Origin of the sequence: Oceanicaulis sp. (assembly GCF_965249665.1) — a bacterium.
In the GTDB taxonomy this organism is placed as follows: domain Bacteria; phylum Pseudomonadota; class Alphaproteobacteria; order Caulobacterales; family Maricaulaceae; genus Oceanicaulis.
Genome location: NZ_OZ252247.1, coordinates 1,814,757 through 1,827,528, shown reverse-complemented (window position 1 = coordinate 1,827,528; position 12,772 = coordinate 1,814,757). Strand labels below are relative to the sequence as shown.

10 protein-coding genes are annotated in these 12,772 nt (G+C 63.5%); 4 read left to right on the top strand and 6 right to left on the bottom strand.

All coding sequences use genetic code 11. From position 1 onward, the window contains the following. The first annotated feature begins 4 nt into the window (after nucleotides 1-4). From ACP154_RS08805 to ACP154_RS08795, 3 genes are read left to right on the top strand one after another with little or no spacing between them, the layout of a single operon-like run. Entirely contained in the window at nucleotides 5-931 is a 927-nt protein-coding gene (locus tag ACP154_RS08805; RefSeq protein ID WP_421859835.1) for a sulfite exporter TauE/SafE family protein, read from the top strand. Further along, nucleotides 931-1,752, top strand: a complete 822-nt coding sequence (locus tag ACP154_RS08800; protein WP_421859837.1) for a TIGR02186 family protein — start codon at nucleotides 931-933, stop codon at nucleotides 1,750-1,752. Before ACP154_RS08805 ends, ACP154_RS08800 begins: the two co-directional genes overlap by 1 nt. A 29-nt stretch (nucleotides 1,753-1,781) precedes the next feature. Next, a complete protein-coding gene (locus ACP154_RS08795) occupies nucleotides 1,782-2,276 on the top strand; it encodes a DUF3429 domain-containing protein (RefSeq protein WP_166643790.1) in 495 nt (164 codons plus the stop codon). Here the strand turns inward: ACP154_RS08795 and pdeM are convergent. The 4 genes from pdeM to ACP154_RS08775 all read right to left on the bottom strand — a co-directional run bounded on the left by pdeM (nucleotide 2,273) and on the right by ACP154_RS08775 (nucleotide 7,620). Then, nucleotides 2,273-2,983: a ligase-associated DNA damage response endonuclease PdeM gene (pdeM, locus tag ACP154_RS08790; protein WP_421859839.1), complete on the bottom strand. Its 711-nt coding sequence runs from the start codon at nucleotides 2,981-2,983 to the stop codon at nucleotides 2,273-2,275. The genes ACP154_RS08795 and pdeM overlap by 4 nt on opposite strands. A gap of 39 nt (nucleotides 2,984-3,022) precedes the next feature. Continuing rightward, on the bottom strand, nucleotides 3,023-4,042 hold the full coding sequence (locus tag ACP154_RS08785) for a ligase-associated DNA damage response exonuclease (RefSeq protein ID WP_421859841.1): 1,020 nt from the start codon (nucleotides 4,040-4,042) through the stop codon (nucleotides 3,023-3,025). A 296-nt stretch (nucleotides 4,043-4,338) separates the two neighbouring features. After that, on the bottom strand, nucleotides 4,339-5,304 hold the full coding sequence (locus ACP154_RS08780) for a hypothetical protein (RefSeq protein WP_421859843.1): 966 nt from the start codon (nucleotides 5,302-5,304) through the stop codon (nucleotides 4,339-4,341). Nucleotides 5,305-5,415: 111 nt separating this feature from the next. Further along, nucleotides 5,416-7,620, bottom strand: coding sequence for a prolyl oligopeptidase family serine peptidase (locus ACP154_RS08775; RefSeq protein ID WP_421859845.1), 2,205 nt, complete (start codon nucleotides 7,618-7,620; stop codon nucleotides 5,416-5,418). A gap of 103 nt (nucleotides 7,621-7,723) precedes the next feature. Between ACP154_RS08775 and ACP154_RS08770 the strand changes: the two genes are divergently transcribed. Beyond that, nucleotides 7,724-10,291 (top strand): ligase-associated DNA damage response DEXH box helicase, encoded by a 2,568-nt coding sequence (locus ACP154_RS08770; protein ID WP_421859846.1) that lies wholly within the window; start codon nucleotides 7,724-7,726, stop codon nucleotides 10,289-10,291. Here ACP154_RS08770 and ACP154_RS08765 read toward each other — a convergent pair. Then, on the bottom strand, nucleotides 10,288-10,911 hold the full coding sequence (locus ACP154_RS08765; RefSeq protein ID WP_421859848.1) for a glutathione S-transferase family protein: 624 nt from the start codon (nucleotides 10,909-10,911) through the stop codon (nucleotides 10,288-10,290). The genes ACP154_RS08770 and ACP154_RS08765 overlap by 4 nt on opposite strands. Before the next feature lie 57 nt (nucleotides 10,912-10,968). Beyond that, nucleotides 10,969-12,618, bottom strand: a complete 1,650-nt coding sequence (locus ACP154_RS08760) for an AbgT family transporter (protein WP_421859850.1) — start codon at nucleotides 12,616-12,618, stop codon at nucleotides 10,969-10,971. Nucleotides 12,619-12,772: the final 154 nt, after the last annotated feature.

Here is a 12,772-nt window from a genome sequence, read left to right as displayed (position 1 = left end):
GGCGGTGCAGATCTACCTGCCCATCGCCGAGATTTCCCTGAACCTCTGGCTGTTGCTTGGCCTGGGTCTGGGCGTGGGCTTCCTGTCAGGCCTGTTCGGCGTTGGCGGCGGGTTTCTGATGACGCCGATCCTGATCTTTCTGGGCATTCCGCCGGCCGTGGCGGTGTCCACTCAGGCCAATCAGATCGTGGCGAGCTCGGTCTCCGGCGCACTCGCCCATTTCAGGCGCAGAACGCTGGACGTCAAAATGGGACTGGTGCTGCTGGCGGGCGGCATAGTCGGCTCAGTGTCCGGCGTACAGCTGTTTGGATTGTTGCAAAGGCTTGGCCAGATCGATCTGGTGATTTCGCTTTGCTATGTGGGTTTTCTGGGCGTCATCGGCAGCTTGATGCTGGTTGAAAGCGTGAACGCCATTCGCAGACGCCGCAGCGCGGGCGGCCCGATCCGCCCCAAACGCCGCAAGCGCGGCCTGATCGACGCTCTGCCCTTCAAGACCCGCTTCGGCGTTTCCGGGCTTTATATGAGCGTGATTCCACCCATCGCCATCGGCTTTCTGGTGGGCGTGCTGGCGGCGCTGATGGGGGTGGGCGGCGGCTTCGTCATGGTCCCCGCCATGATCTATCTGTTGCGCATGCCCACCAATGTGGTGATCGGCACCTCTCTGTTTCAGATCCTGTTCGTCGCCTCGCTGACCAGCTTCCTGCAGGCGGTGCAGAACCAGACCGTGGACATGGTGCTGGCGGGCATCTTGATTGTAGGCGGCGTGGTCGGCGCACAGATCGGGGCGCGTTTCACCAGCAAGATTCCGGCGGAGGAATTACGCGCTTTGCTGGCGCTGATGGTGGTCAGCGTCTGTCTGAAACTCTTGTGGGACCTGACCAGCACGCCAGTGGACATGTTTGTTTTGATGCAAGCGCGCGGGGGAATGTGATGACCGCCCAGGCGCTGATTCTCTGTCTTCTGGCGATGACGCTTGCAAATGCTGGCGCGCACGCGGCGCCGCCCGAAGGCGTGCAGCCGCCTGCCCAGATCGCCGCCGCGCTGACCGAGGATGTGGTCGAAATCCGCTCGACCTTCGCGGGCGCCGAGTTGACGCTGTATGGCGCGGCCATCGGCCTTGAGGAGGGCGATGACATTGTGGTGGCGGTGCGCGGGCCTGCAAGCGATCTGCGGGTGATGCGCAAACGCCGAGTGCTGGGGATCTGGATCAACGCCGCCCCGGTGCGCTTTGAAGACGTTGCAGGCTATTACGCCGTCGCCTCCACCCGGCCCCTGCCTGAGTTTGCAAGCTTCTCCGCCTTGCGCCGCAATCAGATCGGCATGGATCATGTGCGCCTGTTCGCGCCCGAAAGTCTTCGCCGCGAGACCCTGTTTGGCGTGCGCGACGTGCTGGTGACCGATCTGGGCGGTGAAATTGTCGAGTATCGCGCGGCTCTTGTACGCAACAAGGCGCGGCGCGGGCTCTATGCCGAAGCGCCTGGCGGCGTCGAAGTTCTGGAGGCCGGATTGTTCCGGGCGCGAGTCGTCTTGCCGCCCACCACGCCCACGGGACAGTATAACGCGGATGTGTACCTGTTCAGGGATGGACAACCCATCGCGACCCGGCGCACAGAACTGACGGTGGTCAAGGCGGGCGTGGAACGCACGATCTATGATCTGGCCCAGAACCGCCCGGTCGTGTACGCCTTGATCTCGGTCCTGCTGGCCATGCTGGCCGGATGGACCGCAGCGGCGGTCACCCAGCGCCGTTAAACCGGCTCAATTGTGATACGAGGCCTTTTATGCAACGCCTTAGCGAAGCTCCCGCCCTGGTTCTGATTTTGGGGTTTGGCGGATTGCTGCCCTTCATCGCTGGCGCCCTGGGCGTCATGGTGGGCGGCCAGGCCGCGCTTCAGGCCGCCACCGCCCTGCCTGTCTACGCCGCGGTGATCTTGTCGTTTCTGGCGGGCGGCCGCTGGTCGAGCGAGCTGGTGATCCGCTCTGATTCGCCGCGCTCAGGGGTCATGCTTCTCTCCATCATGATCAGCCTCGCCGGCTGGATCGCTGTGGTCATGCAGGTTTGGAACCGGCCCGGACTGCCGATCGATCTCGAGCTGACGGGCTGGAGTGTGCTGATCGCAGGCTTTGTGATCCAGTTCCTGTGGGACCGCAGCGCCATTCGCGGCGCCACTTTCCCGCGCTGGTACTTGCCGCTGCGCTTCCTTCTGACGGCGGTGGCGGTGTTGTGCCTGGGCCTGACTGCGTTCGTGCGCAGCTCGCCCACCTTCAGCCTCTAATCGCCCAAGAGCTTCGCGCCGTTGACGGCATAGACCCGCTCGCGGCCGAGCATGTAGGCGTAAGGCCGCGTCTTGAAGAGCGGCGCATAGGCAGCGTCACAGACATTGAGCCCGCCCGTATAGGCCCCGAAGGCGGGCAGAATCAGCCGCGCGCCATCGGTTGCGAAACAGCGCCGCCGCACCCGGCGACCCTGACCACTGATCTTGGCGCAAGGATGCAGATGCCCCGCCACTTCGCCCGGTCGCTCGCCCGGTTGGGGTTCATGGCGGAGATGCAAGGGCCCAAGCGACAGCTCGAATCCGGCCCGGCCGCCAAAGCGGGCGGGCGGCTTGGGATCGTGATTGCCCTCGATCCATAGCCAGTCCTCCACCGACGCTACGAGCGTTGACAGAGCGTCAGCGTCAGCCGGCGCCATACGCCCGTCTGCGCCCAGATCGTGGAAGCTGTCGCCAAGCGCCACCACCAAGCGCGGTTGATAGAGCGCCAGTGCTGAGGCGAGCCGAGTGAGCGTGGCGCGCGTGTCATAGGGCGGCAAGAGCTGGCCGCGCGCGGCATAGGCGCTGCCCTTCTCAAAGTGCAAATCACTGACCAGCAATACACTTTCATCGGGCCAATAGGCCACTCCGGACGGATCCGCGATCAGGCGGGCGCCGTTCACCGTCATCAGGACAGGATCGGAGAGCGGCGTACGAAGGGCGTCAGTCATGGCCTCACTTAGGCGGGCGCGGGGTGTTGAGGCAAGTCGCTAATCATCCTCGTCTTCATAGCCCACAAGAGACAGGGGCCGCGCCTTATAGCCTTCAAGCTCGGCCCAGCGCGCCAGCGCGTCATCGCGGCCATGGGTGATCCACACCTCATCCGGGTTCACATCGTGGATGGTCTGGGTCAGCTCGTCCCAATCGGCATGGTCGGACAGGATCAACGGCAGCTCGACCCCGCGCTGCCGCGCCCGCGCGCGCACTTGCATCCAACCCGATGCGAAACAGATGACGGGATCGGGGAAGCGCCGCGCCCACGCCGTCTGAAACGACGATGGCGGCGCGATGACGATTGTCCCTGCGAAGTCTTGCTTGGCGCCGCTGGCGTCTTTGACCGTCGCCTTTTCAAGCGGCCCCAGCGCAACGCCATGATCTTCATACAGCGCGCACAGCTGCTCCATCGCGCCATGAATGTAGATCGGTGCGTCATAGCCCGCCTCTCTCAGAAGACGGATCACCCGTTGCGCCTTGCCCAACGCATAGGCGCCCACCAAATGAGCGCGATCGGGATTCTGCCGCACGCTCGTGAGGAGCTTTGCGATTTCATCGCGATCATCAGGATGGCGGAACACCGGCAGGGCGAACGTCGCCTCGGTCACATAGACATGGGCGGGAAAAACCTCGAACCCGGCGCAGGTCGGATCACGGCGGCGTTTGTAATCGCCCGATACGCCGATCACCAGGCCCTTCCAGTCAAGACGGATCTGTGCGCTACCCAGAACATGCCCCGCAGGATGAAAGCTGACCTCGACCTCGCCGATCTTCAACCGCTCGCCATACTTGATGGAAGCCGGGTCAGGCGTGAACGCCTCGCCATAGCGCGCCGCCATGATGGCGAGGGTTTCAGGCGTCGCCAGAACACGCTCATGTCCCGCTCGGGCGTGGTCTGCATGCCCATGGGTGACCAGCGCCCGCTCGGCGGGACGCATAGGGTCAATGAAAAACCCGCCCGGTTCGCACCACAGGCCGCGCTCTGTCTCTCTCAAAAGCTGATCAGGGCGTATCATGGCGCATGACATAGAGTGTCCAGGGCCGCCGGGAAACAGATCGCCCTGCAGATCAGTGAGCGGCGCCGCTCGAGGGGGGAGAGAAAGCGACGCCGCTCGAATACGGGCTGTGCCAAAGCCAGTCGCCCGCAGACACAGGCCGCGCATTGCGCGGTTAGTCTCACCAATCTGACCCCGAGACAGGGGGTCTCGCCCGTAAGGGGACGGACGCGATCTGAATAGCGTCAGCATCTGACGCCTGATCAGCTTCGCTCAGGACGGGTTAATGACGCGTCACAGAGTTGCGCACGCTATGCTTAAGAGCTTGAACTGCCCGAGCTCGAGCTGGTGGTCGTTACAACGCTGGTCGCAGCAATCACACTCACCATCATGGCCATCTGAGCCGCCAGGACGGCGTCCATCGCGCTGAGCGCACCATCCTGAGCGCCGTTCCGGCCCGCCGTGTGAACCAGATGCGCCAGAGCGGTGCGCGCCCCGCCCGTCGAGCTGACCGAACGCGGCAAAGCCTCGCGCACCTCATGGATGGCGAGCGCGTCCTCTACGGTCAGCCCCTGAACCGCCCATAGCAGATAGCTTTGGCGGAAAGCGTAACGCCGCAAGGGTTTGTGCGTCTGCCGCGCAGCGTCCAGGGCCTTGAACCGCGCCAGCGCCTCCCGAGGGTCCGTTCCGAGCAGGGCGCAAAGCTTCGCGCCATCACGGCGGTGGCCCCGGGCGCGCGGGTGCGCTTCAAACACGGTTTCCGCGGCCGTGCGAGCGGACTTTACCTCTGCCGGATCATCACCACGCGCCGCATGGATGGCGGCATAGGTATCGGTCACCGCCGCATTGGCGCGCCACCAGGGCGGCGTCAACGCCTGCCGCATCTCAAAGAAGCGCTCCACCGGCGTGTCGTCTTTTGACCCGATGCAGAGCATCAGCGCGGCGCGAGCGCCGCCCGCATGAAGGCTCATCCGCTTGAATCCGCTCACACCCTCGCGCAAGGCTGCGCGGGCGGCCAGAAAGCGCTCCACTGGAATATCGCCTTGGGTGAGCATCGAAGCGTAGAGCCAGCGCAGAACACCGGTCGGCGAACGCCAGCCTAGCTCGGCGCGCAACTGAGCGTGTGTCTCGCCCACAGTCCTGGCCAACGCGTCAGGCGTGTCCTCGCGCGTGAGCAAGGTGGAGGCGGACAGCCAGGCCGTCAGTTTATCAGGACGCGGACGCTGGGACCGCAAAGCCTCAAACAGGGCTTCCAGACGGTCCAGGTGTTGTGCGTCGTTCATAATGGCCTCACTCTAAATCACTGAGTTTCCATCCTAGCTCGCGTCGGCCCCGAAGACAAAAAACCCCGGAGCCAGGCTCCGGGGTTTTTCCGGCCATTCTTTGGCAGGCCACTAATCCTCGATCTCAAGCCCGGTGTGATAGGCGATGAAGGCCCAACGGTCCGCCGCTTCCTCAATCAGTTTCGACACCGGTGTGCCTGCGCCATGCCCGGCGCGGGTCTCGATGCGGATCAGGGTCGGCGCCTCGCCTGTCCGAGCTGCCTGAAGCGCGGCGGCGTATTTGAAGGAATGGCCCGGCACCACACGGTCATCGGTATCGGCGGTAGTGATCAGGGTGGCGGGATACTCCCCCGTCTGCGGGATGTTGTGATAGGGCGAATAGCCATAGAGGATGTCAAACATCTCAGGGTCTTGAGGGCTGCCATAATCATCCACCCAGAACCGGCCGGCCGTGAACTGGTTGAAGCGCAGCATGTCCATCACGCCCACAGCCGGAAGCGCTGCTGCGAACAGCTCCGGCGCCTGATTGGCGACCGCCCCGACCAGCAGGCCGCCATTGGAGCGGCCATGGATGGCGAGGTGCTCGGGGCTGGTCCAGCCCATGTCAACCAAGGCATGGCCCGCATTGATGAAGTCATCAAAGACGTTCTGCTTGTTCGCCAGCCGCCCGGCGTCATGCCAGTCACGGCCATAGGCCGAGCCGCCACGCAGATTGGCGATGGCGTATACCCCGCCCATCTCCATCCATTGCAGGCGCCTGACATCAAAATCCGGACGGCGGGTGATCGCAAAGCCGCCATAGCCATAAACAAGGGTCGGACGCGACCCGTTCGGGTCGACATCGCGATGGTGGGCGACAAACAGCGGTATACGCGCCCCGCCCGTGCTCTCGTAGAAAGTCTGGCTGACCACATAATCGTCCGGGTTGAAGGTCAGGTCCGGCGCGCGAAACACCGTGCTCTCGCCCGTCACCACATCATAGCGATACAGTGTCGCGGGCTGGTTCAGGCTTTCATAGGCATAAAAGGTTTCTGTCCGCTCGCGATCCCCGCCAAAGCCGGACGCCACGCCCAGTCCCGGAAGCTCAACTTCGCGCACAAAATCGCCCGCAAGCGTGTAGACGCTGACCGCGCTCGCCACGTCGCGCAGGGATTCAATGATCAAATGCCCGCCCACATGGTCCGCGCCGGTGATCGGGCCGTCGCCTTCAGGAACCACATCGCTCAGCGATTGGGGATCAGATAGTGAGACCGACACGATCCGGCCATTGGGCGCGTCCAGATCGGTCTGGAATAAGAAGGCCTCGCCCTGATTGCCCACATAGGAATGATTGTTGCCAAAGCCTGCAAAAATTTCGACCGGCTCGGCGCCCTCCGTCTCAAGGTCGAGGATGTGAACGCCGTTGCCGTCCGTGCCAGTGGAGGAATTGATGATCAGATAGCGTCCGTCATCGCTGACAAAGCCGCGCCAGCCCACTTCGGGGGCGTCCGCGTCGGCCATGATCTGAACATCCTCGCTCTGATCGGTTCCCAGCGTATGGAAGTAGATCGCCTGGTTGAGATTGAGCGCTGTAAAGGCCTCGCCGTCCTCCGGCGCCGGATAGCGCGAATAGTAAAAGCCCGAGCCATCCTTGGCCCAGCTCAAGGGTGAGAATTTCACCCATTCGATCTCGTCAGACAGCTGTTCGCCGGTCTCCACATCCAGAACCCGGATCGAGCGCCAGTCCGATCCGCCATCCGCGATCAGATAGGCGAGTTTCGTTCCATCCGGGCTCGGCACGGTTCCGGCGAGCGCCGTCGTGCCATCCGCCGCCCACTCATTGGGGTCGATCAGCGGCCGCGCTTCGCCGTCCAGCCCGTCCTGAACCATGAACACCGACTGGTCCTGCAGTCCGTCATTGCGCGAGAAGAAATAGCGCAGCCCGTCCGCGGTCTCGCGCGTGGTCGGCAAGCCATACCGCTCATAATTCCACAGCTCGGCCAGGCGCGCCGCGATGCGCTCACGGCCGGGCAGCTGGTCGAGATAGGCGTTGGTGGTTTCGGTCTGCGCGGTCACCCAGTTCGCCACGTCTTCAGAAACGCGCACATCCTGTTCCAGCCAGCGATACGGGTCAGACACCGCCACTTCGCCCTCGGCCGCAGACGCATAGACATCCACCTGCTCGACCGTGGCCGTCTCTGGATAGATCGGTGCAGCGATCATGCGGGCGTCTTCGCCGACCATTCCGGACTGCGAGCTCGCTTCGGGTTCGGCGGCCGGTTGACCACACGCGGTCAGGGCCAGAACGGATACGAAGGCGAACAGGGCTGCACGCATCGGGCGTCTCCTCAAAGCTTATTGTGTTGCGCAGGAGACTAGGGCCAGACACGCGCAGAGGAAAGACTGTGCCTCGTCCCGGCCCATGCTATCTCTTTCGCGGATGAAGCACGCCCGTCTGCCCGCCCTGCCTGATCGGTTCGAAGCCTGGTTTGAACGCCGGGGCTGGACGCCGCGCGCGCATCAGCGCGAAATGGTCGCCGCCGCACAAGCAGGCCAGGACGCGCTTTTGATCGCACCGACCGGTGGCGGCAAGACGCTGGGTGGTTTCCTGCCCAGCCTGATGGATCTGGCTGAGATCGCAGACACCGGCGGCAAGGACCGGCCCTATCGCCTGCACACGCTTTATGTCAGTCCGCTGAAAGCGCTGAGCCAGGATGTGGCGCGCAATCTGATGACGCCAATCGAGGAGATGGGGCTCAATCTGCGGGTCGAGACCCGCACCGGCGACACGCCTGCCTCCAAACGCACACGCCAGCGCGCCAAGCCGCCTGACATCTTGCTGACGACGCCCGAACAGATCGCGCTGTTTTGCGCCCAGGAAAACGCCAGCGCGTTCTTTGAAGACCTGCAATGCATCATCATTGACGAGGTGCACGCCCTGGCCCCGGCCAAGCGCGGCGACCTTCTGGCGCTAGGCCTTGCAACGCTTCAGCACTATGCGCCGAGCATGCGCCGGGTGGGCCTGTCCGCCACGGTGAAGGACGAGATGGGGCATGCGCGGTGGCTGACAGCGCAACGCGCAGGCGAAGACACCCGCTTCGCCCGCATCGTCCGCGGCAGCGCCGGCGCCGCGCCCGAGGTCGAAGTGATGACGCCCGATGAGCGCATCCCCTGGTCTGGCCATTCGGGCCGCCACGCCATGGGCGATGTCTATGCGCAAATCAAAGGCGCGGGGACGGCCCTGATCTTTGTGAACACCCGCGCGCAAGCTGAAATGGTGTTTCAGGAACTCTGGTCGATCAATGACGACAATCTGCCCATTGCCCTTCATCATGGCTCGCTGTCCGTCGAGCAGCGCCGCAAGGTGGAGGCGGCTATGGGCGCAGGCGTTCTGAAAGCCGTGGTCTGCACCTCCACTCTCGATCTGGGGATTGATTGGGGAGATGTGGACCTGGTGATTCAGATGGGCGCGCCCAAGGGCACATCGCGCTTGCTGCAGCGCCTGGGTCGCGCCAATCACCGGCTGGATGCGTCGAGCCGCGCCATGCTGGTTCCCACAAACCGGTTCGAGCATCTCGAATGCGCCTGCGCCCGCGAGGCGGTCTTGGCGGGCGCGCTGGACGGCGACCCGCTGAAAGCCGGCGCGCTCGATGTTCTGGCCCAGCATGTGATGGGCCGCGCTTGCGGTGATCCGTTCGACGCCGACGCGCTCTATAGCGAAATCACCGCCGCCGCGCCCTATGCCGAATTGGACCGCGCGACCTTTGACAAGGTTCTGACTTTCATCGCCGATGGCGGTTATGCGCTGGGGAGTTATGACCGCTTCAAGCGTCTGGTGAAGACCCGCGACGGGCTCTGGCGCGCGCGTAACCGCGATGTGGCCCAGCGTCACCGCATGAATGTGGGCACCATTATCGAAGCGCCCATGCTCAATGTGCGTCTGGCGCGCAGGACCGGCGCGTCAAAGCCCCGGCATGGGCGCGGTCATCAGGGGCTGGTGCGGCCCGGCGAAGTGTCCAGCGCAGGCGGGACTCAGGGCTCGACCCTGATGGGCGGCAAAATGCTGGGCCAGGTCGAGGAATGGTTCACCGATCAGCTCAGCCCCGGCGACACCTTCATGTTCGCCGGGCAAATCCTGAGCTTTGAAGGGGTGAGCGGCGGCGATTGCCTGGTCAGCCGATCAAGCGCGGAAGATCCGAAAATCCCCAGCTTTGAAGGCGGCAAATTCCCCTATTCCACCTATCTCGCCGCTCGCGTGCGCGAGCTGGTGCATAACCCCGACCGCTGGGCGCTGTTGCCCGCTCAGGTGCGTGACTGGCTGGAGATCCAGAAGCGCAAATCAAAACTGCCCGCGCCCGATAGCCTGCTCGTTGAGACCTTCCCGCGGGCCGGAAAGAGCTGGCTGGTCTGCTATCCGTTTGAAGGACGGTTGGCGCACCAGACGCTGGGCATGCTGGTCACACGGCGGCTTGAACGGCTCGGCAAACAGCCTTTGGGCTTTGTGGCGAACGAATATGCGCTGGCGGTCTGGGGCCGCAAGGACCTCTCTGACGTGGATATGAGCGCGCTGTTTTCAGAAGACATGATGGGCGATGATCTCGACGCCTGGCTGGCCGAGAGCGATCTGATGAAACGCACGTTTCGAAACTGCGCCCTGATCGCCGGGCTGATCGAGCGGCGCTTTCCGGGGCAGGAGAAGACGGGTCGGCAGGTCACGTTCTCCGCCGACCTCATCTACAATGTGCTGCGCGATCACGAGCCTGATCACATCCTGATGCAGGCCGCCTGGGCGGACGCGGCGGCGGGGCTTCTGGATGTGCGCCGCCTGTCAGATGCGCTGGTGCGCGTGGCGGGCCATGTGGAGGCGGTGCATCTCGATCAGATCAGCCCGCTGGCGGTCACGGTCATGCTGGAAGTGGGACGCGAGCCCATCCGGCATGGCGAAGCCATGGACGCCATTCTGGAAGACGCCAGCGAAGACCTGATCGCCGAGGCGATGAGGGTTTAATCCTCCGCCGTCACCTTCCGCATGGCTTTATAGGCGTCGCGCTGCTGCACCCGATCGAGCCAGGCCTTGAGCGCTGAGCCGTCTTTCACACCGCCACGCTTGGCGATGGCGTCGAGCTGAAAGCCCATCAGACAATCCGCCGCACTAAATAATTCGCCTGCGAAATAGTCATTCTGGCTGAGATGACGCTCGATATGGGCGAAGGCCTTGGCGCGTTCGCCTTCCATGAACTGATCGAGCAGCGACTCCTTCAGCCCCGTCGCTTCGCAATAGGTGCTCATCAGGAAAGGCAGGAAAACCGCGCCTTCAGACGCATGCATCCATTCAAGAAATTTCAGCCGCCCCGGCGTTCCCGGCGCCGGGTGCAGGGCGTGGTCCGGATCAAACGTATCGAGCAGGTACTGCGCGATGGCGCCGGTTTCCGCGATCACCGCACCGTCCTCAAGCTCCAAGAGCGGCGCTTTGCCCAAGGGATGCTTCTCGGCAAGTTCAGGCGGCGCAAGGCGGATTTGCGGATCGCGCTTATAGCGCTTGAGCTCATACGGCGCGTTCAGCTCCTCGAGAAGCCAGATGATCCGCTCGGAGCGAGACAGCTCGAGATGGTGCAAGATGACAGGCATGAACGCCTCCGCTTTGTCATGAAAACGCCGGGGGCGAGGCCCCCGGCGCGTATCTGATTAGTTGGCGACCGGCAGGACGTATTCCACCGTCGCGCCCGGCCCCAAGGGCAGGCCGAGGAACACCCAGGCCATGGTCATGATGATGCCCGAGATCAGAAGCCAGATCGAATAGGGCAGCATGCTCGCCGTCAGGGACCCGATGCCGAAGCTGTCCACCCATCGGCGGCAGAAGATCAGCACCAGAGGGAAATAGACCATCAGCGGCGTAATGATGTTGGTGGAGCCGTCACCGACGCGATAGGCCGCCGTGGCCATTTCCGGGCTGACGCCCAAGAGCATCAGCATCGGCACCAGCACCGGCGCCATCAGCGCCCATTTGGCGCTGGCCGAGCCCACAAACAGGTTCAGCACTGCCGAGAACAGCACGATCATGCCCAGGACGATCGGCAGGGGCAGGCCAGATTGCTCGATCGCGTTCGCGCCGTTCACCGCGGTGATGATGCCCAGGCTCGACTGGTTGAACATCTCCACGAAGTAGGCCGCGAAAAAGGCGAGCACGAGGTAATAGCCCATATCCTTCATGGCTTCGGCCATCATCGAAACCACGTCGCGATGGCTTTTCACCGTACCGGCGGCCTGGCCATAGGCGACGCCCGCCAGCAGGAAGAGGATCATGAAACCCGCCACCAGCGACTGGAAGAAGGGCACCATGGCGATGGCGACGCCCTGCCCCGCCTCCAGCGCGGCTTCGTTCAGAAGCGGCACATCACCGCCATACATCGAGAACGCGCCAAAGCTGAGGAGCGCGACCAGATCGACCGCCATCAACAACCAGACGAAGCACACCACCAGCACCGCCCAGAGCGCGCGCCACATGCCTTTTTTCTGACCGTCCGTCAGCGGCGCATCGGGATCCTCCTCGCCCTCCTGAGCCGCGGTCGAGGCGCCGCCTGTCCACGGACCCAGGCGCGGTTCAACAATACGGTCGGTGACAAACCAGATCACCGGCATGAAGACAAAGGTCATCGCGGCGATAAAGTACCAGTTGCCGACAATGTTCATGGTCCAGTCCGGCACCAACGCAATCACAGACGCTTCGGTGACGCCGAACAGGAGCGCATCGAGCTGGCCGGGCAGAAGGTTCGCGGAGAAGCCGCCCGACACCCCGGCGAAAGCGGCGGTGATGCCAGCGATCGGGTGTCGTCCGGCGGCGGCGAAAATGACGCCCGCCAGCGGGATCAGCACCACATAGGCCGCGTCAGCCGCCAGATTGCCCATCATCGCCACCAGCGCCACCGCCGGGGTGAGCAGCATTTTCGGGACATCGCGCACGGCCGCGCGCATGGCCGTGCCGAAGAGGCCCGCACGCTCGGCGACGCCGGCGCCCAGCATCACCACCAGCACATAGCCCAGCGGGTGGAAGCCCGTGAAAATGTCCGGCATTTCCACCAGGAGATGCTGCAGGCTTTCAGAATTGAGCACGCTGCGCGCATTGACGATCACTGCGCTGCCATCGGGATTGGTCTGGGTGGGGTGGATGGCGGACAGGCCGATCATCGCGGCGATCACCGAGATGACCACCATGGCGATGATCAGATACAAAAACAGAAAAGCCGGGTCCGGCAGGCGATTGCCCGTTCGCTCAATCAGCCCCAGAAACCCGGTCTGGTGTTCAATTTGCGCGCTGTCGCGCCCTTGTTCGCTCATGATGCTCCCCATCACCACAGCGGCTCTTTACGCTGAGCGCGCCGCAAAACTTTCCATTGCAAACAGGGATACAGGGCCTCGAAGCAAACGAAAACCCAAAGTGGATGCGGTTATCACAGCGGATTCATGCTGCAGGCGGCAAATCCACGCCCCG